Annotated in this window: 22 protein-coding genes and 1 pseudogene; 12 read left to right on the top strand and 11 right to left on the bottom strand. The window is 48.2% G+C overall.

All coding sequences use genetic code 11. The annotated features are described in order from the left end of the window. Positions 1 to 120: 120 nt before the first annotated feature. Both ACTHTQ_RS01950 and dut read right to left on the bottom strand, forming a co-directional pair. Entirely contained in the window at positions 121 to 447 is a 327-nt protein-coding gene (locus tag ACTHTQ_RS01950; RefSeq protein WP_004464437.1) for a hypothetical protein, read from the bottom strand. Between the two features lie 187 nt (positions 448 to 634). Beyond that, positions 635 to 1,087, bottom strand: a complete 453-nt coding sequence (gene dut / locus ACTHTQ_RS01955) for a dUTP diphosphatase (protein WP_003680707.1) — start codon at positions 1,085 to 1,087, stop codon at positions 635 to 637. Positions 1,088 to 1,198: 111 nt separating this feature from the next. Here dut and pdxH point away from each other — a divergent pair, with 111 nt between their 5' ends. After that, positions 1,199 to 1,831 (top strand): pyridoxamine 5'-phosphate oxidase, encoded by a 633-nt coding sequence (gene pdxH / locus ACTHTQ_RS01960; protein WP_003686383.1) that lies wholly within the window; start codon positions 1,199 to 1,201, stop codon positions 1,829 to 1,831. A 159-nt stretch (positions 1,832 to 1,990) separates the two neighbouring features. Further along, entirely contained in the window at positions 1,991 to 3,049 is a 1,059-nt protein-coding gene (locus ACTHTQ_RS01965) for a pseudouridine synthase (RefSeq protein ID WP_003686367.1), read from the top strand. 81 nt (positions 3,050 to 3,130) lie between these two features. On the opposite strand, the pseudogene ACTHTQ_RS01970 reads toward ACTHTQ_RS01965, so the two are convergent. The 3 genes and pseudogenes from ACTHTQ_RS01970 to ACTHTQ_RS01980 form a co-directional block, all read right to left on the bottom strand. Beyond that, positions 3,131 to 3,196: pseudogene (locus ACTHTQ_RS01970) on the bottom strand (dioxygenase); the annotation flags it as partial. A gap of 502 nt (positions 3,197 to 3,698) precedes the next feature. Further along, positions 3,699 to 4,241: a hypothetical protein gene (locus ACTHTQ_RS01975; RefSeq protein WP_440362925.1), complete on the bottom strand. Its 543-nt coding sequence runs from the start codon at positions 4,239 to 4,241 to the stop codon at positions 3,699 to 3,701. 25 nt (positions 4,242 to 4,266) lie between these two features. Continuing rightward, positions 4,267 to 5,496 carry an AAA family ATPase gene (locus tag ACTHTQ_RS01980; protein WP_440362926.1) on the bottom strand — a complete coding sequence of 410 codons (1,230 nt, stop codon included), beginning with the start codon at positions 5,494 to 5,496 and terminating at the stop codon, positions 4,267 to 4,269. A gap of 236 nt (positions 5,497 to 5,732) precedes the next feature. Between ACTHTQ_RS01980 and ACTHTQ_RS01985 the strand changes: the two genes are divergently transcribed. After that, entirely contained in the window at positions 5,733 to 5,891 is a 159-nt protein-coding gene (locus ACTHTQ_RS01985) for a LysR family transcriptional regulator (RefSeq protein ID WP_440362927.1), read from the top strand. Positions 5,892 to 6,119: 228 nt separating this feature from the next. Here the strand turns inward: ACTHTQ_RS01985 and rlmB are convergent, their stop codons facing one another. The 3 genes from rlmB to ACTHTQ_RS02000 form a co-directional block, all read right to left on the bottom strand. Then, positions 6,120 to 6,869: a 23S rRNA (guanosine(2251)-2'-O)-methyltransferase RlmB gene (rlmB, locus tag ACTHTQ_RS01990; RefSeq protein ID WP_283121256.1), complete on the bottom strand. Its 750-nt coding sequence runs from the start codon at positions 6,867 to 6,869 to the stop codon at positions 6,120 to 6,122. A gap of 62 nt (positions 6,870 to 6,931) precedes the next feature. Further along, positions 6,932 to 7,240 (bottom strand): AzlD family protein, encoded by a 309-nt coding sequence (locus ACTHTQ_RS01995; protein ID WP_003680717.1) that lies wholly within the window; start codon positions 7,238 to 7,240, stop codon positions 6,932 to 6,934. Then, the gene (locus ACTHTQ_RS02000) at positions 7,237 to 7,947 is read right to left on the bottom strand and encodes an AzlC family ABC transporter permease (RefSeq protein WP_440362928.1); all 711 of its coding nucleotides are present in this window, start codon (positions 7,945 to 7,947) and stop codon (positions 7,237 to 7,239) included. Before ACTHTQ_RS02000 ends, ACTHTQ_RS01995 begins: the two co-directional genes overlap by 4 nt. Positions 7,948 to 8,048: 101 nt before the next feature. Here ACTHTQ_RS02000 and ACTHTQ_RS02005 point away from each other — a divergent pair, with 101 nt between their 5' ends. After that, positions 8,049 to 9,023, top strand: a complete 975-nt coding sequence (locus tag ACTHTQ_RS02005) for a PhoH family protein (RefSeq protein WP_004520317.1) — start codon at positions 8,049 to 8,051, stop codon at positions 9,021 to 9,023. A gap of 121 nt (positions 9,024 to 9,144) precedes the next feature. Further along, a complete protein-coding gene (locus ACTHTQ_RS02010) occupies positions 9,145 to 10,131 on the top strand; it encodes a malate dehydrogenase (RefSeq protein WP_440362929.1) in 987 nt (328 codons plus the stop codon). Between the two features lie 475 nt (positions 10,132 to 10,606). Here ACTHTQ_RS02010 and ACTHTQ_RS02015 read toward each other — a convergent pair whose 3' ends face one another. Continuing rightward, positions 10,607 to 12,043 carry an NAD-dependent succinate-semialdehyde dehydrogenase gene (locus tag ACTHTQ_RS02015; RefSeq protein WP_440362930.1) on the bottom strand — a complete coding sequence of 479 codons (1,437 nt, stop codon included), beginning with the start codon at positions 12,041 to 12,043 and terminating at the stop codon, positions 10,607 to 10,609. 329 nt (positions 12,044 to 12,372) lie between these two features. On the opposite strand from ACTHTQ_RS02015, the gene dnaG reads away from it, so the two are divergent. Both dnaG and rpoD read left to right on the top strand, forming a co-directional pair. After that, positions 12,373 to 14,145: a DNA primase gene (gene dnaG / locus ACTHTQ_RS02020; protein WP_283121261.1), complete on the top strand. Its 1,773-nt coding sequence runs from the start codon at positions 12,373 to 12,375 to the stop codon at positions 14,143 to 14,145. 194 nt (positions 14,146 to 14,339) lie between these two features. Beyond that, the gene (gene rpoD / locus ACTHTQ_RS02025) at positions 14,340 to 16,292 is read left to right on the top strand and encodes an RNA polymerase sigma factor RpoD (protein WP_003686285.1); all 1,953 of its coding nucleotides are present in this window, start codon (positions 14,340 to 14,342) and stop codon (positions 16,290 to 16,292) included. Positions 16,293 to 16,410: 118 nt separating this feature from the next. Here rpoD and ACTHTQ_RS02030 read toward each other — a convergent pair whose 3' ends face one another. Further along, on the bottom strand, positions 16,411 to 17,763 hold the full coding sequence (locus ACTHTQ_RS02030) for a polynucleotide adenylyltransferase PcnB (protein WP_440362931.1): 1,353 nt from the start codon (positions 17,761 to 17,763) through the stop codon (positions 16,411 to 16,413). A 217-nt stretch (positions 17,764 to 17,980) separates the two neighbouring features. On the opposite strand from ACTHTQ_RS02030, the gene ACTHTQ_RS02035 reads away from it, so the two are divergent. From ACTHTQ_RS02035 to ACTHTQ_RS02055, 5 genes are all read left to right on the top strand, one after another. Next, positions 17,981 to 18,166, top strand: a complete 186-nt coding sequence (locus ACTHTQ_RS02035; protein WP_003680728.1) for a DUF3460 family protein — start codon at positions 17,981 to 17,983, stop codon at positions 18,164 to 18,166. A 12-nt stretch (positions 18,167 to 18,178) separates the two neighbouring features. Beyond that, a complete protein-coding gene (locus tag ACTHTQ_RS02040) occupies positions 18,179 to 18,847 on the top strand; it encodes a class I SAM-dependent methyltransferase (RefSeq protein WP_440362932.1) in 669 nt (222 codons plus the stop codon). Between the two features lie 14 nt (positions 18,848 to 18,861). Further along, positions 18,862 to 19,617 (top strand): tetratricopeptide repeat protein, encoded by a 756-nt coding sequence (locus ACTHTQ_RS02045; RefSeq protein ID WP_440362933.1) that lies wholly within the window; start codon positions 18,862 to 18,864, stop codon positions 19,615 to 19,617. 79 nt (positions 19,618 to 19,696) lie between these two features. Further along, complete coding sequence (gene purE / locus ACTHTQ_RS02050) at positions 19,697 to 20,182, top strand: 5-(carboxyamino)imidazole ribonucleotide mutase (protein WP_371464706.1); 486 nt, start codon at positions 19,697 to 19,699, stop codon at positions 20,180 to 20,182. A 96-nt stretch (positions 20,183 to 20,278) separates the two neighbouring features. Next, the gene (locus tag ACTHTQ_RS02055; RefSeq protein ID WP_440362934.1) at positions 20,279 to 20,611 is read left to right on the top strand and encodes a hypothetical protein; all 333 of its coding nucleotides are present in this window, start codon (positions 20,279 to 20,281) and stop codon (positions 20,609 to 20,611) included. Between the two features lie 82 nt (positions 20,612 to 20,693). On the opposite strand, the gene ACTHTQ_RS02060 is transcribed toward ACTHTQ_RS02055, so the two are convergent. Continuing rightward, the gene (locus ACTHTQ_RS02060) at positions 20,694 to 22,487 is read right to left on the bottom strand and encodes a 2-isopropylmalate synthase (RefSeq protein WP_003686450.1); all 1,794 of its coding nucleotides are present in this window, start codon (positions 22,485 to 22,487) and stop codon (positions 20,694 to 20,696) included. Positions 22,488 to 22,515: the final 28 nt, after the last annotated feature.

Raw genomic sequence — 22,515 nt, forward strand, 5'->3', positions numbered from 1 at the left:
CGGTGCAGCCGTGAGGGTAAATTTCAAATTTAAACCACAATAAAAAAGGCCGTCTGAAACGGCGGATTATACCATTGTTCAGACGGCCTTTATAGGGCAAAACCCAAATCTCTCATCTTTCTATTTTGTGTGTTTCTCAGGAATCATATCGCTGCGCGAGAGCAACAGCAGACAACCCAACACAACCATGCCGATGGCCAGCAACGGCGAGAGGTAAATCCAGTAGCTCATGTGCAAATAAATGGCTGTACCGATATAAACCAACATCGGGCCGGAAACGATGGACTGTTTGTTGATGCCGTCCATAATCAATACGGCAAGGCCTAAAATAATTAATGCGCCGGCAATCATTGTCGATGTCGCAGGCAAAATATCCGTAGCGCGTAAAAACCAAATCGCACCAAAGATAATCAAAAATAAAGGCAGAAAAAGTGAGGGGCGGGACATAACAACGCTCCGTAAAGGTTTCAGACGGCCTGTATTATTGGGTGTGCCGGCCATGCAGGCAAGATATAAAAATGCAATCTTGTGTGTAATTATGCAAAGGTTGGTGCAACAAAAAAGGCCATCTGAACAGCGGCAAACCGAAATCGAATATTTCAATTTTCCCTGTTTCAGACGACCTTTTAAATCATCATGCTTTGCCGGTGCTGCCGAATCCGCCTTCACCACGCTCGCTGGCGGCAAACTCGTCCACGACTTTAAACGCAGCTTGGACAACCGGCACAATCACCATTTGCGCGATACGCTCCATCGGCTCGATGGTAAACGCTTCTTTACCACGGTTCCACAGAGAAACCTTCAATTCGCCTTGATAATCCGAGTCAATCAAACCAACCAAATTGCCCAAAACAATACCGTGCTTATGACCCAAGCCGGAACGCGGCAACAAAACGGCTGCGTAAGCAGGGTTGGCCAAATGCACCGCCAAACCGGTCGGCACGAGATACACATCGCCCGGCTGCAATACAACAGCTTCATCCAAGCAGGCACGCAAGTCCAAACCGGCAGAACCGGGCGTTGCATAAGCAGGTAGGGAATCGGCCATTTTCGGATTTAAGATTTTCAGTTCGACTTCGGTTTGCATGACAGGACTCCGTATTGTTCTATATTGGAAAGGGCTACGATTATACACAAATGCCCTTGAGGCCGTCTGAAAAAACGGAGTATGATTCAGTCAGACCTAAGGAGGAAAATCATGGATCTGCACAATATCCGCGAAGATTACAGCAAACGCGAGCTGTCGGAAGCCGAATGCCACGCCGACCCGATTGTCCAATTCGAGCAATGGCTGAACGAAGCGATTCACGCCGAAGTCAACGAACCGACCGCGGTCAACGTTGCCGCCGTGGGCGAAGACGGCAGGCCCAACAGCCGCATGGTATTGCTGAAAGAAGTCAACCCCAAAGGCTTTGTTTTCTTTACCAATTACCACAGCCGAAAAGGCCGTTCCTATACGGCTCACCCTTTTGCCGCCATGACTTTTTTCTGGCCGGAACTCGAACGCCAAGTGCGCGTTGAAGGACGCATTGAAAAACTTGACGCCGCCGCTTCGGACGAATATTTTGAAAGCCGCCCGTATACCAGCCGTATCGGTGCATGGGCAAGCGCGCAAAGCGAAGTGATTTCCAGCAAAGCCGTATTGGTGGCCAAAGCCGCGGCCGTCGGTGTCAAACACCCCCTGCATGTTCCCCGCCCGCCGCATTGGGGCGGATACCTCGTTATTCCCGACCGCATCGAATTCTGGCAAGGACGCCCGAGCCGCCTACACGACCGCATCCAATACCGCTTAGTTGACGGCAACTGGATACGCGAACGCCTTTCGCCATAATTTTCGGATTTTCAAACAAAAATTTACTGGTTGAGTTACAATACAATCTTTCATCGGCAGGCCGTCTGAATTTGATTTTCAGACGGCCTTTTCCCCCAATCCAACCCCTGCCGCAAATGCCGCAGAAGAACCGCTTTTTCAAGCGAGTTAGGAAAAATCATGTCCAAACAGCCTTCCAGCAAACGCCAATGGCGCGACGGCGTATCATCTACCGCCAAAAAACCTTCTAAACCGGCCAAATCCTTTGCCAATAAAAAACGTCCCGACGACGAGCGAAAAACATCAGGCAAACCTTACGGCCAAAAAGTTTCAGACGGCCCCAAAGCTCAAAATACCGCCCCAAAACAACGAGCCGCCAAAGCCAAAAAACTGGTGGTCCGTAATCCCAACCAAAAAATCATGGAGCACGCCCGCGATTTGAAAGAACGCCGCAGCGACCTTTCACGCTTTGAACCCGAGCGCCTGCAAAAAGTCCTGGCCGCTTCCGGTGTCGGCTCACGTCGCGAAATGGAAGAATGGATCAGCAACGGCTGGGTAACAGTCAACGGCCGCGTAGCGCAACTGGGCGAAAAAGTTACGCCTGACGACCACGTTACCGTCAAAGGCAGCATCATCAAACTCAAATGGGCCGACCGCCTTCCACGCATCATCCTCTACTACAAACAAGAAGGCGAAATCGTTTCCCGCGACGACCCGCAAGGCCGCGTCAGCATTTTCGACCGCCTGCCGCAAGCAGCCAGCAGCCGCTGGGTAGCCATCGGCCGTTTGGACATCAATACCAGCGGCCTTTTGATCCTAACCACTTCAGGCGAACTTGTTCAACGCTTTGCCCATCCCAGCTTTGAAGTAGAACGCGAATACGCCGTGCGCGTATTGGGCGAGTTGACCACCGAACAAATGCGCGTCCTGACCGAAGAAGGTGTCATGCTCGAAGACGGTTTGGCTAAAGTAGAACGCATCTACGAACAAGGCGGTGAAGGCGCGAATAAATGGTACAACGTCGTCATCAAAGAAGGCCGCAACCGAGAAGTACGCCGTATTTTTGAAAGCCAAGGCCTGACCGTCAGCCGCCTCGTCCGCGTAGGCTTCGGCCCTATCGGCCTGCCAAACCGCCTCAAACGCGGCCAGTTCTACGAACTCAATCCGGCAGAAGTCGCCAACATCATCAAATGGGCGGATATGCTGCTGCCGGGCGAACGTCGCCGGAAGAAAAGTTAATGTAAGATAAATCGGGGCTCAGACTTTTGCAAAATCGTCTCAGCCCGACAAAATCTTGCCAAAGTCATAAAAATAGTGGGTATTGAAAGGATTTTCTTTATCCAACACATTCATCGGACTGCCATGTCCGACAAATAATACAGGCATTTTTTCATCGTTGCCTCCTTAATATCTGATGAGGCGGATTGTACGGATAAATGATTAAGCAATAAATCTCAATTTATGAACAACATATTTTCCCAGTAGGAAATGATGAAATATTCTTTGGGTTTGCTGCAAAGTTAAAAAGAGGTTCGAAGATTCGAATTTCGATAGCAATACCTAAATCAATCGAACAAATCTGCCTAAGAGCACTGCATTCTATGACTGATAACTCAATGTCAGAATATCATTTATTAATAGCAAATTATAAAAAAATGTTGTCTGAAAAATAAACTTGGTTTTCAGACGACATTTTTATCTTAGAAAGATTAGAAGAATTTTCAATATAGAGATGGTAGAGCAATATTATTGGCCATCTTTAAACTATAGTGGATTAACTTTAAACCAGTACGGCGTTGCCTCGCCTTGCCGTACTATCTGTATTGTCTGCGGCTTCATCGCCTTGTCCTGATTTAAATTTAATCCACTATATACATTCAGACGATTTTTATATATTAGATTGAAAATGTGCAACAACACATTTTGCACTCGGACAGTTTGGATGCGTGGCAGCATTTTCGATTGAAAATCCCCAATCTGTAATCATTTTCCTTGCAAAGGCAACTTTGTTTTTTCCCCGTCTTTTAACAGAGCCAGTTTCTTCGACAATCTCTTTGATTCTCTCCCAAGGCAATTCGGGCGTCTCCTCCGGGAAATCTTCTCCCGTAAAATCTCTAATATCTAAAAATTTTCTCATGGCTTGAGTATCTGCTAGAAACCATGCTTCTATCGCTTTAACCGCAATAAAATAGGCAGTAATTTTCGCGTGATTGATTCTTTCCTTAACATCTTCAACAGGGAGTCCGTCTGAATCCGTTAAAATATACAGTCTTTCTGCTCCATTTGCTTCCAAAACACCAATAAAGGGCTCAATATTACGAGGCAATAAATTACCTGCGCCCTTGGCATCAACAACAGGTTCAACCAACTCAAAACATTCCTGTGTAAAAAGTTCTTGAATGCCTCTGATTCGATAATAATCTTTTCGCATGACCCTTCAACAATAAATCCAACTTTTACCATGGCAATCCACCTCCCAGCAGATTAGTCAGCCAAGCCGTATCTAACGGAATTTTGTTTTTATCGACACCCGACTTCCGAACATCTTTAATTTGGGTTTTGCCTTGAGATTTACTGACAAAATATAATTCTTCCAATTCTAGGCTGCGCACTACCGATTCACTATGAGTTGTCAGAATAATGGGATGGTGAGTGCTTGCATGTTCACGAATAAAGTCAATGAGTTCGCTGATGGCTTTCGGATGCAAGCCTCGCTCAGGTTCTTCAATGATGGTAATACCAGGCTGTTTTACACGCGTTAAAACGGCAACTAGCAGGCACAAGGCATAAATTGTGCCGTCAGAAACCATATGGGCGGGAAAGCGATTGCCACTGTCTTCCTCAAAAAATAGCCCTTTTGAACTGTCTATATTTTGTGTTTTAACAGAAACTTTCTTCATTTCGGGCACAATCAGGCTCATCCATTCAATGATTTGCTCGCGTAATTCATTGTTTTTTTCAAGTTTTTCTAGAACTGCAGCAATATTGCTACCGTCACGATTAAGCTCCTCCAGATTGTTGGCGGTACTGCGGCGATTTTTGATGGTAAAAGGGTCAATACGAAATATTTTGACGTTTTTTAAACCTTGAAGTTCTTTATTTTGTCGGAGAAAACTGTCGTTAGATGAATATTTTTCATCTGTTAATAATTTTAATCCGATACCTGTCGTCACACCATTGATTATATCCTGACCGATTTGATCGCTATCTTTCATCGCGCCCCAGATAAGCCCCCCCAATGCACCTAGTAACCCTGCACCAATTAAATTATCTGATGTATTACTTTCTTTCTTTGCTTCTAGTTCGTTGCGGATTTTATCACTGTCAAAGATTATTTCCCCACTTTTAAGAATCTTTAGCGACTCTTCTTTGACTCTAGAAGCGATATTTTTCAAAGCAATCATTATTTCATATTGATAAATTTGTTTTTCAATTTCAAATTCTATCTTGTAGCTAATGTCTCCAGCCTTATGTTTAGGACTAATTAAATTTTCTATACTACCAAACTCAGATACCGCCTTGCTTACTCCCATATCAATCACTTTTGATAAAAATGCCAAGGCATCGACAAAATTGCTTTTACCCGTACCGTTTGCCCCCGCTAAAACCATAAAAGGAGAAACATCTTTTAGCTCTACATTTTGGATACTTTTAAATCCTTTAATTTCCAAATAGTTAATTTTCATTTTTAATTCTCTTGAATTTATCAACAAAACATGTTTGAAAGCATACAGAGCATTTCATAGGATGGCAACCTTTTTCTTGTGCAAAATCAATCTATATTATTGTTTTAAAAACATTATTCTTACATGAATTCTCAGATAAGTATCAACTTTGCTAGAACGCCGTTTTTAAAATATTGGTATAAAAATTTTTCCGAAACTCTTTTCAGACGACCTAGGCATCGCGTGGGTAGCACAGTATGAGCTTGGCGGATGCACTCAATTCTGGACAACTGGTCGAGCTGTTGCCCGAGCACGCCATTACTTACGAACCGCTTTACCTCTATTACCCCAGCCACCGCGGACATTCGAATGTGTTTAAGCTGATTGTGGATGCGCTGCGGGTGGAGGTCATCTGAAAATGCAAAAGCAGCCTGAGTTTCGTTTGCCGAAATGCAGGCTGCTTTCAAATAATCTCAATATGTCCGTCTGATTTTCAGACGACCTCTCCGTGCCGTCTTCATGACTGAGCGCTCTCGGAGTCCACGCCATTTATACGCGGATTAACTTTAATCACCATAACAAACGTCGTCTGAAAACCAAACTTCCAGTTTTCAGACGACGTTTTCAGTTCATAAACCGAAGCGTTATTTCTCTGCTTTCAACACCCGTTGACGGCGGGTTTCGCTCAATACCATGCCTGCGCTGACGGAAACGTTCATGCTTTCTACCGTGCCAAACATCGGAATCGATACCAGCATATCGCAATGTTCGCGCGTCAGGCGGCGCATGCCTTCGCCTTCGTTGCCCATTACCCAGGCCACGCTGTCGGGCAAGTTGCAGTGGTAAAGGTCGGAGTCGCCGCCCATGTCCGTGCCGACAATCCAAATGCCGTATTCTTTCAGCTCGCGCAGGGTGCGGGCAAGATTGGTTACGGTAATATACGGCACGGTTTCCGCCGCGCCACAGGCAACTTTACTGACGGTCGCATTCAGGCCGGCACTTTTGTCTTTGGGCGCAATCACGGCATGCACGCCCATCGCATCGGCGGTACGCAGGCATGCGCCGAGGTTGTGCGGGTCGGTAATGCCGTCCAATACCAGCAAAAACGGAGGTTCACTCAGGTTTTCCAACACATCTTCCAAGTGAACATGGTTTTTGGAAGCATCGATAAACCCTACTACGCCCTGATGGCGCGCCCCTTTACTGATGGCATTCAGGCGGTCGGCATCGGCAAAATGTACGCGCACGTTTTCAGAGGCCGCTTTATCCAATACATCGCGGGTGCGCGCATCGGATTTGCCCTCTTGGATATAGAGTTCGGTAATCGATTTCGGGTTTTGCCACAAACGGGCATTGACGGCGTGAAAGCCATAGATGAGTCGTTGGTTTGCCATGTTTTTGCTTTATCAAAAAATTCAGACGGCCATTATAACAAGTAAGGCCGTCTGAAAATTTTTTATTTCATCAAATAACCGAGTATACCCGAAGTGCCAACGCCGATTAATACCGTCACCAACATCGAAAACCGGCTGGCCGCCAATACCGTCAAAGCAATAGCAATCAGCTCATGCGGTTTATCTGATACAAAATAAGGCGCAATCACAGAAATCAACACACAGCCCGGCGCAGCCTCCATAACCACTTGCGCACGACGGCTCAACGTACGGTTGCGCAAGGCAAAAAAGCCGATTAATCGGGTTGAATAAGTAACGGCCAACATGCTTAAAAACAGCAGAAACGATTGCAGCGACAACAAATCCTTCATTTTTGCTCTCCCCACAAATACGCCGCCAACAAGCCAGACAACGTTCCGGCCGGAACATACCATGCACCATCCACGGTCAAATAGGTTACACACGCCACAATCAGGCTGACAAACCAAGGGCGTGAAGCCGCAAAGCTCTTCCACATACCGCGCAGCAACACCAAAAACACCGCAGGAAACGCCATGCCGAAGCCCCAAGCCGCCACATCGCCGAACATCGGGCCGACTGCCGCGCCAAATGCCGCAAAACCAATCCAAGTTACATACAAAATAAAACACACGCCGGCATAAAACGGCATATTGAACGCTGGCAAACCTGCCGCCTTACGCTTTTGAATTTCAGCAAACGCCATTGCCCAGCTTTCATCACACATAAAAAACAGCGCGGGCATCGCCTTTTTCAGCGGCATATCCCTCATATACGGTGCAATCGCCGCACCCATCAGTATATGGCGCGAATTGATCATAAACGTAACCGTTGCAATCAGCATAATCGGCAAAGGATTTGCCCACAAATTGACTGCGGCAAATTCCGAGCCTCCGGCAAAGTTCATGCCCGTCATCAGCAGCATTTCCAGCCAACTCATGCCTTTCTGCCCGCCCTGCATGCCCAAAATCAGCGCCCACGGCAACAAGCCGATCAGCATGGGCGATGTTTCTTTGATACCGCGCAGAAATTCTGAGCGAGGAGAAGCAGTGTGATTCATTTTGATTGGAATGGTTTATTAAAAAGAAGCGACGTATTATAAAGCAGGCCGTCTGAACAAGGTATAATACGGAAAAATTAGATTTATTTACGGAAACCGATATGACCCACACCGTCCATTTGCAGTTTGAAGAAATTGACAATACCGTGTTGCAACGCCTGTGCGGCGCGCTCGACAGCAATCTCGAAGCCTTAGGCAAAGCCCTTGATATCCAAATCAGCCGCCGCTTCGAGCATTTCACCTTCATGGGCGAATTGGCACACGCCGGCCGTCGTGCCTTGCTGTCGCTTGCCGAAGCCGCAGAAAAAGGCGACTTGGACGACAACGCCATCAGCCTCGCGGCCGTTGAAGCAAAAACCGCAGATGAAAAACACGAAGAAAAACACCACGACCAACAATACTATTTCCGCACCAAACGCGGCAGCATCGGCGGCCGCACCCCGCGCCAAAACGGCTATATCCGCGCCTTGCTCAACCACGATGTCGTGTTCGGCTTAGGCCCTGCCGGTACGGGTAAAACCTATCTTGCCGTTGCCGCCGCAGTCGATGCCATGGAAAAACACCAAATCGAACGCATTGTTTTGGTACGCCCTGCAGTCGAAGCAGGCGAAAAATTGGGCTTCCTTCCGGGCGATTTGGCGCAAAAAGTCGATCCCTACCTGCGACCACTTTACGATGCACTGTATGATTTAATGGGCTTCGACCGCGTAACCAAACTGATGGAAAAAGGTTTGATTGAAATTGCGCCGCTGGCCTATATGCGCGGCCGCACCTTAAATGGCGCGTATGTCATTTTGGACGAAGCACAAAACACCACGCCCGAACAAATGAAAATGTTCCTGACCCGTATCGGCTTCGGTGCCAAAGCAGTCATTACCGGCGACATCAGCCAAATCGACCTGCCGCGCAACATCAAATCCGGCTTGAAAGATGCACGCGAAAAACTGCGCGATGTAGAAGGCCTGTATTTCCACACCTTCACCAGCGAAGACGTCGTCCGCCATCCTTTGGTGCAGAAAATCGTCGAAGCCTATGAAGCAGCAGAAGAACAAGCTGAAAAGAAAAACGGCGAATAATCTTTTCAAACACTCAAGGCCGTCTGAAAATCAAATTTCAGACGGCCTTACTACATCATTCTCCCCATAATACTGCTATAATCCAAAAATCAAGTAAAACAACGACTTCAAAAGGAAAAATATGACCCTCAAGCCACCCGTCCGAATCGCCGTTACCGGCGCGGCAGGCCAAATCGCCTACGCCACCCTCTTCCGTATCGCCGGCGGCATCATGCTCGGACGCGACCAACCCATTATCCTGCAGCTGCTCGACCTGTCGCAGGCACAACAGGCATTGCGCGGCGTGATTATGGAAATGCAGGATTGCGCCTTCCCGCTCCTTGCCGACATCTTCGCGACAGACGACCCCGAAGTCGCCTTCAAAGATGCCGACATCGCCCTCTTGATTGGTGCACGTCCGCGCACGCAAGGCATGGAGCGCGCCGACTTGCTGCACGCCAATGGCGAAATTTTCAAAGTACAAGGCGCAGCGTTGAACAAAGTTGCCAATCGCAACGTTAAAGTCCTCGTCGTCGGCAATCCGGCCAATACCAACGCCTACATCGCCATGAAATCCGCACCCGATATCCCGCCGGAAAATTTCACCGCCCTGATGCGACTCGACCACCACCGCGCCGTCAGCCAAATTGCCGAAAAAATCAACCGCCCGATTACTTCCATCGAGCAAATGTGCGTCTGGGGCAACCACAGCCCGACCATGTACGCCGACTACCGCTACGCCACTAGCAACGGCGAGTCCGTCCAAGACATGATTACCGAACCCGACTGGAACACCGAAGTCTTCATGCCGAAAATCGCCGGACGCGGTGCCGCCATTATCGCCGCACGCGGCTCTTCATCTGCAGCCTCCGCCGCCAATGCCGCCATCTACCACCTGCGCGACTGGTTGCTCGGCAGCAGCGGTAAATGGGTGACCATGGGCGTTCCATCCGATGGCTCTTACGGCATTCCCGAAGGTTTGATTTTCGGCTTCCCCGTCATTTGTGACGAAGGCAGCTACCGTATCGTCCAAGGCTTAGATTTATCGGACGAATTCAGCCAAAAACGTATTGCCGCTACGCTGGCCGAATTAGAAGAAGAGCGTTCAGCCATCCAGGATTTACTCTAAAACAAAGGCCGTCTGAAAACCAAATTTCAGACGGCCTAAATAATTAAATGCCTGTTCTACAATCATTTTTAAAAACTAGAATGGCACTCTTTGTCCTTGTTTATCTTTAAGATGCCATTGACCTGACGGTGTACAACCGCCACCACTACCGCCGACAGCATAATGATCACAATTCGGGTCAAGCCGTTTCCCTTGAGAATATGAGCCATTTGTCAAACCGTTCCCATCAAAGGAACTGCATGCGCCGATAAAAGCTACACAAAACAGGACTAAAATTTTCTTAAACATTCACATTACCATTTTTTTGTGAAAGTAATACCAATCATAGAACTATGACTTTTGTTTTTTAATATAGTTCTTTAATTTTTGTTTTTTATGCAAATAATTAATAATGATATAAGATTGATTAGTAAGTTTTCTGCGTTTGAAAAAGGCCGTCTGAAATCAAATTTCAGACAACGTTTACCGTGCAGCCTTATTCCGCTACATCAATGCACAAATATTTCAGTTCCAAATACTCATCCGCACCATATTTGCTGCCTTCACGTCCCAAACCGCTGCGTTTCACGCCGCCAAACGGTGCCACTTCATTACTGATTAAGCCCGTATTGATGCCGACCATGCCGTATTCCAAGGCTTCGCCGATGCGCCATTGGCGGGCGGTATCGGAGGTGAAAAGGTAAGCTGCCAAACCGTATTCCGTATTGTTCGCAGCCTCGATGACTTCGGCTTCGGTTTCAAAACGGAACACCGGACACAAAGGCCCGAAGGTTTCCTCGCGAGCTACCGCCATTTGCGCCGTAACGCCGCTTAAAACAGTCGGCTCAAAAAACGTTCCGCCCAATGCGCTCCGTTTACCGCCGGTCAGACAACTTGCGCCTTTAGCCAATGCGTCGGCGATGTGCTGCTCGACTTTCTCCACTGCTTTTTCCTCAATCAGCGGTCCTTGGTTCACACCATCCTCCAAGCCGTTACCCAATTTGAGCGCGGCCACTTTTTCACTTAATTTGCGGCAAAATTCGTCGTAAATGCCGGATTGAGCGTAAACGCGGTTGGTGCAGACGCAGGTCTGGCCGCTGTTGCGGAACTTGCTGGCGAGCGCGCCTTCGACGGCTTTGTCCAAATCGGCATCGTCAAACACGATAAACGGCGCGTTGCCGCCCAGTTCCAAACTGAGTTTTTTAATGTCCGCCGCGCTGTCGGCAAAAATTTTCGCGCCAACTTCAGTTGAGCCGGTAAAGCTGATTTTGCGCACAGTCGGGTTTGTAGCAAATTCATGGCTGATTTCCGAAGCACTACCACTGACAACAGGCAATAAATCCTGAGGCACACCCGCTTCATAAGCCAGTACGGCCAACGCATACGCACTCAAAGGCGTGAGCGATGCAGGTTTGACGATCATCGCGCAGCCCACCGCCAAAGCAGGTGCAGCCTTACGCGCAATCATCGCAGACGGGAAGTTCCACGGCGTAATCGCGGCGGTAACACCGATAGGCTGTTTCAACACAACCAGTTTTTGCGACGCTTTCACACTCGTCAACACATCGCCGTCAATCCGCCGCGCCTCTTCGGCAAACCAGCGTACAAACGAAGCCGCATAATCAATCTCGCCGCGCGCCTCGGTCAAGCTTTTGCCCTGCTCCATCGTCATGATGCGCGCCAGTTCTTCTTTGTTTTCCTTCATCAGAAAATACCAACGCCACAACACATCGGCGCGCTCCAACGCAGTTTTTGCCGCCCACAATTTTTGTTCCGCCTCCGCCTTCTGAATCAGAAGCTTCAGGCCGTCTGAATCGGTCTTACGGACAAACGCCAAAGTCTCACCTGTTGCAGGATTATCAACTTTAATAGCATTTGGAATCGGAGAAAAGGAAATATCGGGATGGTTGAGCAAGCGGGCAAAATCTTTCATGAGAAACTAGCTTTCTAAAATCTGGAATATGTGTTCATTATCATATTCATGCCATGAAAGCGCAACTGAATCGCAAAATAAGACAACAGCAAAGGCCGTCTGAATATCTTACAGACGGCCTTTGCTTTAGCGACATCATATCCATCTTAATAACGAATGAAATACGATGATTAATACTCTACTTCAAAAGGATAGGACACATGTATGACAACAATTTGCTATAATACAAAACTCATTTCAACCCTCATTCGAAATTCCATTTTCAGACGGCCTTTGTCTGTTTATAAGGCCGTCTGAAATGTTTTCCGTCCATCCTCTTCTGCCGAACCATGATTCCATCTGATTTCATTGACGAGCTTTTGTCCAAAGTCGATATTGTCGATATTATCGACGAGCAGGTTCCGCTGAAGAAAGGCGGGGCGAACTATATGGCTTGTTGTCCATTCCACAAGGAAAAGACGCCGTCGTTTTCGGTCAGTCCGACCAAGCAGTTTTACCATTGTTTCAGTTGTGGGGCGCATGGTTCGGCGATTGGTTTTGTGATGGAGCATCAAGGGCTGTCGTTTCCGGAGGCGGTGCAGTTTTTGGCTGATCGCGTCGGTATGACGGTGCCTAAAGTTCGTGGGCAGGAAGACAATCCAGAAATCCGTGCCGAACGTAAAAAAAAGCAACAAACTTTGGAAGAAACAACAGCGGCGGCAGCGGATTTTTATGCGCAACAGTTGAAATTCAATCCGGCAGCAAAGGCTTATTTGGACAAACGCGGCTTGAGTGCGGAAGTCATCGCGCATTATGGTTTAGGCTATGCGCCTGACGGTTGGCAGCCTTTGGCGCAAGTGTTCCAACCCTATCCTAATACTGCATTGGTGGATACGGGCATGGTCATCAACAACGAAGGCAAACATTACGACCGCTTTCGCCATCGGATTATGTTCCCTATCCGTAATCCGCGTGGACAGGTCATCGGATTTGGCGGCCGCGTATTGGACGACTCCAAACCCAAATACCTGAACTCTCCCGATACGCCTTTGTTTGACAAAGGGAAAAACCTTTACGGACTATATGAAGGGCGTGCTGCCGTAAAAGAGGCCGGACGGATTTTGGTGGTCGAAGGCTACATGGACGTGGTCGCATTGGCTCAGTTCGGCGTCGGCTACGGCGTAGCGGCTTTAGGTACGGCAACCACGGCAGAACACGTCAAAATCCTGATGCGTCAGGCAGACAGTATTTATTTTTGTTTTGATGGCGACAGTGCGGGACGTAAAGCGGCTTGGCGCGCGCTAGAAAATGCATTGCCGCAATTAAAAGATGATAAATCGCTGCATTTTTTATTCTTACCCGAAGAACACGACCCAGACAGCTACATCCGCGCCTATGGCAAAACGCAATTTGAAGATGCCTTGTTAAACCAAAGCAAGCCCCTATCGGAATACTTTTGGGAACATCTTTCAGACGGCCTCAACCTCAATACGCAAGAAGGCAAAGCAGAATTGGTCAAAACCAGTTCTCCGCTTTTGGCTCAGATTACCGCGCCGGCATTGGGCTATCTTCTGAAACAAAAACTCAGCGAGCTGGTGGGCATTGACCCGGACAACCTTGCCCAGTTACTCGGACAAGAAGCGCCAAAGCGGCACGTCAAACAAAAAAGTTACAAACTGCCGCCTATTTCTGTCAAACAACCAACCATGCTGACACTGGTTCAAAGACAGATACGCAGCCTCTTGATAAATCCGGCTTGGGCTTCATATATAGACCTGCCCGATTATCTGGCTTTAAGCGGCGACTTTGCCTGCCTTGCCAATTTGGCCGAAACCATCAAGCATCATGATACGACTCCTGCAACCGCACAAGTGCTTGAATATATGCGCGGTTCGCCCTATGAGGAAACCGTCAATCAAATCTTTTTATCGACCCTTCACTCTGAAGAAATGGAAGGGGATAACGAAGAAGATTGCGAAAGTTTCCAAATCGGCATGAAAAAGTTGTTAAATGAATTAAAATACAGTCAAATCGAAACTTTAAAGCAAAAAAGTATTCAAACTGGTTTGACCGAAAATGAAAAAAGACTATTGCTGTCGCTTTTGACGGCAAAGCAAAACTAACCCCTCAGGCCGCCTGAACAATCTAAATACACGCTGCGAAACATGACACGCAGAACACTCCATCTGTAATATTTTCAGACGGCCTCAGAGTATTAAAGTGAAATCTGATTTCACAACAAAAAGCTCTGCTCCGCCTTCAGGTACGGCCACATCACCGTAAACCGTCGGCATCCTATCAACCTAGAGAGCAATCCATGTCTAAAAATCAAAACTACGAAGAATACCAAGACCAAGACGACAACCGTCCCTTGAGTATCGAAGAGCAACGCGCGCGTCTGCGCCAACTCATTATCATGGGTAAAGAACGCGGCTACATCACTTATTCCGAAATTAACGACGCCCTGCCCGATGATATGTCTGATGCCGAGCAAATCGACAACATCGTCAGCATGATTTCCGGCTTGGGCATCCAAGTAACCGAGCAAGCCCCTGATGCTGAAGACATCCTCTTGAGCGACAACGCCGCCGCCATGACCGATGACGATGCCGTTGAAGAAGCCGAAGCAGCACTCTCCAGCGCAGATTCAGAATTCGGCCGCACTACCGACCCTGTGCGCATGTATATGCGTGAAATGGGGCAAGTCGATCTGTTGACGCGCGAAGACGAAATCATCATCGCCAAAAAAATCGAAAATGCACTGAAAAACATGGTGCAGGCAATCTCAGCCTGCCCAGGCTCGATTGCTGAAATTCTGGCTTTGATCGAGCAAGTCCGCAACGATGAAATCCGTGTGGATGAAGTCGTTGAAGCCATCATCGACCCTAACGAAGTCTTATTGAACGAATTGGGCTTGGGTCATTTGGAAAATGCCAAACCAGATAACGAAGAAGGCGAAACCGATAGCGATGATGAAGATGGCGACGATGAAGATGAAGACGGTTCAGGTAGCGACTCTGAAGCCATATCAGCCGCCCATTTGGCCGAACTGAAACAAAAAGTTTTGGAACACTTCGCCTTTATCGAGAGCGAATACGGAAAAATGATCAAGCAGTTGGAAAAACACGGCAGCCAACATGCCAACTACCTGAAACACCGCGATGCCATTGCCAACAAACTGTTGGAAGTCCGTTTTGCCACACGTCAAATCGAAAACCTGAGCAGCAACCTGCGCAGCCGCGTTGAAAACATCCGCAAACTCGAACGTGAAATCCGCGACATCTGTATCGACCGCGTCCGCATGGAACGCGACTACTTCATCAAAAACTTCCTGCCCGCCATTACTGATTTGAAATGGGTAGAAGAAGAAGTAGCCAAAGGCCGTGTATGGGCAAATGCGTTGGATCGTTTCCGCCACGCCATCCTCGAAAAACAAACCGAGCTGGCAAATATGGAAGCCGAAACCCGCATTTCCATCGAAGAGTTGAAAGAAATCAACAAAAACATGGTGTTGAGCGAAAAAGAAACCTCAGCAGCCAAACAGGAAATGATTCAGGCCAACTTGCGTTTGGTTATTTCCATTGCCAAAAAATACACCAACCGCGGCTTGCAGTTCCTTGATTTGATTCAAGAAGGCAATATCGGCCTGATGAAAGCGGTGGACAAATTCGAATACCGCCGCGGCTACAAGTTCTCAACTTACGCCACATGGTGGATTCGTCAAGCAATTACCCGTTCCATTGCCGACCAAGCACGTACCATCCGTATTCCGGTTCACATGATTGAAACCATCAACAAAATGAACCGTATCTCGCGCCAATACCTGCAAGAAACCGGTGAAGAACCTGATTCCGCCAAACTGGCCGAGCTGATGGAAATGCCGGAAGACAAAATCCGCAAAATCATGAAAATCGCCAAAGAGCCGATTTCCATGGAAACCCCGATTGGCGATGACGATGATTCGCACTTGGGCGACTTCATCGAGGATGCCAACAACGTTGCGCCGGCAGAAGCTGCGATGTACACCAGCCTGCACGAAGTAACCAAAGAAATCCTCGAGAGCCTGACACCGCGCGAAGCCAAAGTTTTGCGTATGCGTTTCGGTATCGATATGAATACCGACCACACTTTGGAAGAAGTCGGCAAACAATTTGACGTAACCCGTGAACGTATCCGTCAAATCGAAGCCAAAGCCCTGCGCAAGCTGCGCCACCCAACTCGCAGCGACCGCCTCCGCAGCTTCCTCGACAGCGAAGAAAACAAATCGTAAAAGCAAACCGCAGGTTGAAAGACCTGCGGTTTTTTATTGAAATACGAAAAGGCCGTCTGAAAAACCAAATCTCAAAAGATTCAATGGTTTCAGACGGCCTTAAATTTATTTTGATAACTTATTCAACCTCAGTGGTTTTCTTTTTCGGACGATGGCGGCGACGTTTGGGTTTTCCATCAGTTGATCCATTTTGTTTCTGACGTTTGTGATCATTGGTCGCAGTCATTTGCTGACGGGTTTCCTCATCGGCATGTTGGAAAGTTGTCCACCAAGAAGCCATCTCTTTATCAACCTCGCCAACCTCGCTACGCAAAATCAGGAAATCATAAGCGGCTCGGAAACGGGCTTGTGATAGCAGGCGATACGGGCGTGCACCGCGCATATTGTCGAATTGTGGCTGAAATTGCCAGATTTCACGCATGGTTGCAGAAAATCGTTGTGGCACGCCCCAACCCTTCTCTACCGTATCCCGCATCGTGTTCATCGCATCCATCAATGCAGGGACAGGTTTTTGTCCATGGCTTAGATGGCGTTGCCACATAGCATTTAGTGTCGGCCACAATACCGCCGCCAATACAAAACCGACGGAAACGGACTTATCCGCACGGATACGCTCGTCGGTATTTTTCAATGCCAACATAATTATACGGTTTTCAGCCGCTTCGGCAGTTTTCAAGGCATCTAAAAGCGGATGGATGCCTTCGGGAATACCCAACTCGTTCAACCGTTTCAAACAGGCACGGGAATAACCGGAAAACAGGATTTTCAAAATTTCATCAAAAAGACGGGCCACCGGCTCATTTTTCAGACGGCCTGCATATTCGGCAATCGGCAAAGCCGTTTGCTCTTCCACTTCAAAGCCCAACTTGCCTGATAAACGTACAGCCCGAAGAATACGGACAGGATCTTCCTGATAGCGTTCGGCAGGATCGCCTATCATCACCAATTTTTTATCAGCAACATCAGCCACGCCCTGATGGAAGTCCCAAATCTCCTCTTTAATCGGGTCGTAATACAGCGCATTGCAAGTAAAGTCGCGACGCATGGCATCTTCTTCAATGCTGCCGTAAGTATTGTCCTTCATAATTCGGCCTTGCGCATTTTGCTGAACCTTATCGCCACCGCGGAACGTCGTCACTTCAATGGTTTCTGGACCAATCATCACATGAACGATTTGGAAACGGCGGCCGATAATGCGGCTGCGGCGGAATACTTTGCGGATTTGCTCCGGCGTGGCATCGGTTGCGATATCAAAGTCTTTGGGCTCGACCCCGAGCAACAAATCCCGAACGGCACCGCCCACAACATAAGCCTGAAAACCGGCTTCATGCAGGCGTTTGGCAATTTTCTCCGCGGCAAAGCTCAACATATCCGCACGGATACCGTGTTGCTCAAGCGGGATAATTTCCTTTTCGGGTAACGATTTGACGTGTTTTTTAGGCAACACTTTATGTAGCCATTTTTTTAACATAAGCAGCTCTTTTCACAATAAAAAAAGGCCGTCTGAAACTTGTCTGGCTTAAGCCTTTGCACAATATTCTGCCGCAGAAGGGGCAAAACATTGAGCAAAGGCTTCAGACGGCCTAAAAAAGACGTGCCATTATACCTTATGGAAGTTCGATTAATTAGCGTATTGGCAAAAAATATCGGCTATAATGACGGTCTGACAACGATTCAGGCAGAACATCATGTACCACTACAAATCCGAAGCTACCCAATTCCTCGACAAACTCATGGAAGACAATCCCGAAATGGAAGCGCAACGCCTCGAAAACCGCCATTTGCTGTGGGATGTTACCCTCAATCCGACAGAGCAGGCCGAATTTGAAGCGGCCAAAGTCAACAAAAAACCCTATACCTACTATCAAGACTAATCCCGTATCGGCATGACAACCAACACGCACAATACCGATCCGGCATTACAACATTACCTCAACAGCATCGGTCAATCCGAACATCCCGTTTTGACCGCATTGCGCGAGCGTACCCAATCACATCGTCTGGGAAAGATGGCCATCGCCCAAGAGCAGGCAGCAATGTTGGTGTGGTTGGCCAAATTATTGAATGCCCAAAAATATTTGGAAGTTGGCGTCTTTACCGGTTACAGCAGCACCGCCATGGCGCTTGCCCTCCCCGAAGACGGCAAAATCACGGCTTGCGACATCAATGTAACCTTTACCGATATTGCCCGCGAAACATGGCAGGCAGCAGGCGTAGCGCATAAAATCTCGCTTCATCTGCAACCGGCTTTGCTGACTTTGGACGATTTGATTGCGCAAGGCGAATCGGAAAGCTACGACTTGGCACTTATCGATGCCGACAAACCACCTACGCCGAAATATTTCGAACGCTGTTTGCAACTGGTACGGAGTGGCGGCGTGATTGCCATCGACAATATCTTGCTGGGTGGGCGCGTCATGAATGAAGCAGCCGAAAACGATCCGCCCAGCTTGGATATCCTGCGCCATTTCAACCAAAATCTGCCGCACGATACACGCATTATTCCCATTACCCTGCCTGTCGGCGACGGTTTGACACTGCTACTAAAAAAATAAAACGACACAATCTGATGAAAACATTATCACATTCTCTGTTTCTTTTGCCGCTTACTCTATTAGCCGCATCGTGCGCCGTTTCCCATCCTCCTCAACCTGCCGACAATCCCAACTTTGTCCTGCCGGATATTCCGCGTGAGCCTTTGCATGAAAAAAGTATTCCCTATCCGCGTTTGGACGCACAAACCCAGATTGACCACTTAGGTATACAAATTGCCCGACTGGAACGCACGGTTGAAGAATTAAATCAACGCTTGCACACATTGGAACAACAACGAAACATCAAACGTACGACTACTTCGGTTTCCAACCCCAAAGCCCAGCGATTGGACGACCGCAAGCTGAAAATGAACTATTTGGCAAATGGCGGCGGCGTGCCGTCTGAAACAGACTCAGCCGCACAAAACGAATTGCGCCTTTATAATCAGGCGCAAAAATACTATCAGCGTAACAACTTCTCTGCCGCAGTAGCCATTTTGAAAGAAGCAGACGGCGGCAACGGCAGCGAAATTGCCCGCCGCAACATGTACCTGCTTCTGCAAAGCCAACAACGTCTGGGCAACTGCGAATCTGTTATTGAAATCGGCAACCGCTACGCCAACCGATTCCGCAACAGCCCGCAAGCTCCCGATGCGATGTACAGCATTGGCCAGTGCCAATACAAACTGCAACAAAAAGACATCGCCCGCAGCACATGGCGCAAACTGATACAAAGCTTCCCCAACAGCGAAGCGGCAAAACGCGCTTCCATCAGCCTTAAACAAAGATAAACGTTCAGACGGCCTTGTCATCCCCAAGGCCGTCTGAATATTTTTTACCCTTAATCCATTCAAGCAAAAGGAACTCCTCATGATCCAAGTCGGCATTATTATGGGCAGCAACAGCGATTGGCCGGTGATGCAGCAGGCAGCACAATTTCTCAAAGAATTCGGCGTTGAATACGAAGCGCGTGTCGTCTCTGCACACCGTACGCCTGATTTGATGTTTGAATACGCCGAAACCGCACGCGAACGCGGCATCAAAGCCATCATCGCGGGCGCGGGCGGCGCAGCGCATTTGCCGGGCATGGTCGCTGCCAAAACCACGGTTCCCGTCTTGGGCGTTCCCGTTCCCAGCAAATATCTGCGCGGCGAAGACTCCCTACTTTCGATTGTGCAAATGCCCAAAGGCGTTCCTGTTGCTACATTTGCCATTGGCGAAGCCGGTGCGGCCAATGCAGCGCTATTTGCCATTTCACTTTTGGCCAACGAAAGTCCTGAGTTGGCTGAAAAACTGGCGGCCTTCCGTGCCAAACAAGAACAAACCGTCCTAGCCATGGAATTGCCCGAAGCATAAGGAACCAAGGCCGTCTGAAAGTTGTAAATGGAAACTTTGATTTCGTTTTACGATTGTTCAGACGGCCTTAGTCTTTTATCAAATTGAATTAATGCCATGAAAACCCTAGCATTCGTCCTACTCTCCACCCTGCTTTGCGCCTGCCAAAGTCCAAGCACTTCTGCTCAATCAACTGCCACCCCATCTCAGCAACAAACCCAAGATACTACCGGCAACCTGATTATCTTCTATAATGCCCAAATCGGTTCTGCGCCATTGCTAAAAGCAGTGAAAACCTCCGGCGCAACTTTGGTTTACGAATATAAAAACCTGCACGGCATTGCTATCCGTCCATCTCCCAAGACCAATATTGAAGATGCCATTGCCTATTTCAAAAAGGTAAACGGCGTTTTGTCTGTTGAACAAGACCGACTGCTTAAACTTCAATAAACAAACTATTTTTTGACCAAATAAAAAAGGCCGTCTGAAACGCATCACTACGATTTCAGACGGCCTTTACCTTTTCAATAAATTAAATCATGCCGCTGCCTTGCGCTTTAGGCTTGGCTTGACCGAATTCCAATTTGCTCAGTGCAGACAGATAAGCCTTGGCAGTCGCCACCAACACGTCGGTATCTGCGCCTTGACCGTTAACCACACGATCGCCACGTTGCAGGCGGACAGAAGTTTCGCCTTGGCTTTCTGTACCTTGTGTCACCGCGTTGACAGAGTAAATCTGCAAGGTCGCGCCACTTTGAGCCACGCTTTCAATGGCTTTAAAGATCGCATCAACAGGGCCGGAGCCGGTAGCGGTAGCGTGTTTTTCTTCGCCGCGAATACTGAACACGATATTGGCACGAGGCTCTTCACCAGTTTCGGTGCTGATTTTTTGAGAGATGAATTTGTAGCTTTCAGCATTCAGGCTGCCCATTTCATCAGACACCAAAGCGTGCAAGTCTTCATCAAAGATTTCGCGTTTCTTATCCGCCAGCTCTTTGAAGCGTGCGAATGCCGCATTCAACGCCTCTTCGCTTTCCAACTCGATGCCTAAATCAGCCAGCTTGGTTTTGAAAGCATTACGGCCGGACAATTTGCCTAAAGTCAGGCGGTTGGTTGACCAGCCGACTGATTCGGCAGTCATGATTTCATAGGTTTCAGGGTGTTTCAACACGCCGTCTTGGTGGATGCCTGATTCGTGCGCAAAGGCGTTTGCGCCGACTACTGCTTTGTTTGGCTGAATCGGATAGCCGGTGATAGTAGATACCAGTTTGGAAACCGGCACAATTTGCGTGGTATCGATGCCGGTTTCCAAGCCAAACAAATCATGACGCACCTTCAACGCCATCACGATTTCTTCAAGGCTGGCATTGCCTGCGCGTTCTCCCAAACCGTTGATGGTACATTCCACCTGACGCACACCTGCCTGAACAGCAGCTAATGAGTTAGCAACCGCCATACCCAAGTCATTATGGCAGTGGGTCGACCAAACTACTTTGTCGCCATTGGGAACGCTTTTGATGATGTTGCTGATACGCTCGTACCATACGGAAGGGATGGAGTAGCCGACAGTATCGGGAATGTTGATAGTAGTCGCCCCCGCTTCGATAACCGCCGTAAAGATTTTGGCAAGGAAGTCCAAATCCGAACGCACTGCGTCTTCGGCAGAAAATTCCACATCGTCAGTGTATTCTTTGGCAATTTTCACCGCTTTGACCGCCGCATCGATGACCTGCTGCGGCTTCATTTTCAGTTTGTGCTCCATGTGGATCGGGCTGGTAGCGATAAAAGTGTGAATACGTTTATTCGGAGCGGGGGAAACAGCTTCGCCTGCTTTGCGCACATCGTTTTCAACGGCACGCGCCAATGAGCAAACTGTAGATTTGGTAATGATTTTGGCAATCGCATTAACCGATTCAAAATCGCCCGGACTGGCTGCTGCAAAACCTGCCTCAATCACATCGACACCCATCTTTTCCAACTGGCGGGCAATACGGATTTTCTCCTCTTTGGTCATGGATGCACCGGGCGACTGCTCGCCATCGCGCATGGTAGTGTCAAAAATAATTACACGATTGGTTTGTGTCATTTCTGTTCTCTCCAGAGATTCGTTTTTTTGTAAAAAAGCATTCAAATCAAGCGGTCTGCCTTGCGCTTCCGCCAAAGCGGTCAGTTTTTGCAACTGAGCCAAAGGCAGGGAACCGCGTGTACGCCATTTGTAGATAGCCGCTGTGGTCGCAGCATTTTCCGGGTCGTGCTGTTTCAGGGCTTCAGCCAGCGCATTTACGCCGCCAAAATAGGCAACCAAACGGTCAATGTCTAATTGCATGATGTTCCTTGTCCAAATATGATTAAGA

Origin of the sequence: Neisseria sp. P0020.S003, assembly GCF_051957095.1 — a bacterium.
Classification (GTDB): Bacteria; Pseudomonadota; Gammaproteobacteria; order Burkholderiales; family Neisseriaceae; genus Neisseria; species Neisseria subflava.

Excerpts from the sequence above, each read along its gene's own strand:
- ACTHTQ_RS01950 (WP_004464437.1), bottom strand. The coding sequence starts at position 447 with ATGTCCCGCCCCTCACTTTTTCTGCCTTTATTTTTGATTATCTTTGGT.
- dut (WP_003680707.1), bottom strand. The coding sequence starts at position 1,087 with ATGCAAACCGAAGTCGAACTGAAAATCTTAAATCCGAAAATGGCCGAT.
- pdxH (WP_003686383.1), top strand. The coding sequence starts at position 1,199 with ATGGATCTGCACAATATCCGCGAAGATTACAGCAAACGCGAGCTGTCG.
- ACTHTQ_RS01965 (WP_003686367.1), top strand. The coding sequence starts at position 1,991 with ATGTCCAAACAGCCTTCCAGCAAACGCCAATGGCGCGACGGCGTATCA.
- ACTHTQ_RS01975 (WP_440362925.1), bottom strand. The coding sequence starts at position 4,241 with ATGCGAAAAGATTATTATCGAATCAGAGGCATTCAAGAACTTTTTACA.
- ACTHTQ_RS01980 (WP_440362926.1), bottom strand. The coding sequence starts at position 5,496 with ATGAAAATTAACTATTTGGAAATTAAAGGATTTAAAAGTATCCAAAAT.
- ACTHTQ_RS01985 (WP_440362927.1), top strand. The coding sequence starts at position 5,733 with ATGAGCTTGGCGGATGCACTCAATTCTGGACAACTGGTCGAGCTGTTG.
- rlmB (WP_283121256.1), bottom strand. The coding sequence starts at position 6,869 with ATGGCAAACCAACGACTCATCTATGGCTTTCACGCCGTCAATGCCCGT.
- ACTHTQ_RS01995 (WP_003680717.1), bottom strand. The coding sequence starts at position 7,240 with ATGAAGGATTTGTTGTCGCTGCAATCGTTTCTGCTGTTTTTAAGCATG.
- ACTHTQ_RS02000 (WP_440362928.1), bottom strand. The coding sequence starts at position 7,947 with ATGAATCACACTGCTTCTCCTCGCTCAGAATTTCTGCGCGGTATCAAA.
- ACTHTQ_RS02005 (WP_004520317.1), top strand. The coding sequence starts at position 8,049 with ATGACCCACACCGTCCATTTGCAGTTTGAAGAAATTGACAATACCGTG.
- ACTHTQ_RS02010 (WP_440362929.1), top strand. The coding sequence starts at position 9,145 with ATGACCCTCAAGCCACCCGTCCGAATCGCCGTTACCGGCGCGGCAGGC.
- ACTHTQ_RS02015 (WP_440362930.1), bottom strand. The coding sequence starts at position 12,043 with ATGAAAGATTTTGCCCGCTTGCTCAACCATCCCGATATTTCCTTTTCT.
- dnaG (WP_283121261.1), top strand. The coding sequence starts at position 12,373 with ATGATTCCATCTGATTTCATTGACGAGCTTTTGTCCAAAGTCGATATT.
- rpoD (WP_003686285.1), top strand. The coding sequence starts at position 14,340 with ATGTCTAAAAATCAAAACTACGAAGAATACCAAGACCAAGACGACAAC.
- ACTHTQ_RS02030 (WP_440362931.1), bottom strand. The coding sequence starts at position 17,763 with ATGTTAAAAAAATGGCTACATAAAGTGTTGCCTAAAAAACACGTCAAA.
- ACTHTQ_RS02035 (WP_003680728.1), top strand. The coding sequence starts at position 17,981 with ATGTACCACTACAAATCCGAAGCTACCCAATTCCTCGACAAACTCATG.
- ACTHTQ_RS02040 (WP_440362932.1), top strand. The coding sequence starts at position 18,179 with ATGACAACCAACACGCACAATACCGATCCGGCATTACAACATTACCTC.
- ACTHTQ_RS02045 (WP_440362933.1), top strand. The coding sequence starts at position 18,862 with ATGAAAACATTATCACATTCTCTGTTTCTTTTGCCGCTTACTCTATTA.
- purE (WP_371464706.1), top strand. The coding sequence starts at position 19,697 with ATGATCCAAGTCGGCATTATTATGGGCAGCAACAGCGATTGGCCGGTG.
- ACTHTQ_RS02055 (WP_440362934.1), top strand. The coding sequence starts at position 20,279 with ATGAAAACCCTAGCATTCGTCCTACTCTCCACCCTGCTTTGCGCCTGC.
- ACTHTQ_RS02060 (WP_003686450.1), bottom strand. The coding sequence starts at position 22,487 with ATGCAATTAGACATTGACCGTTTGGTTGCCTATTTTGGCGGCGTAAAT.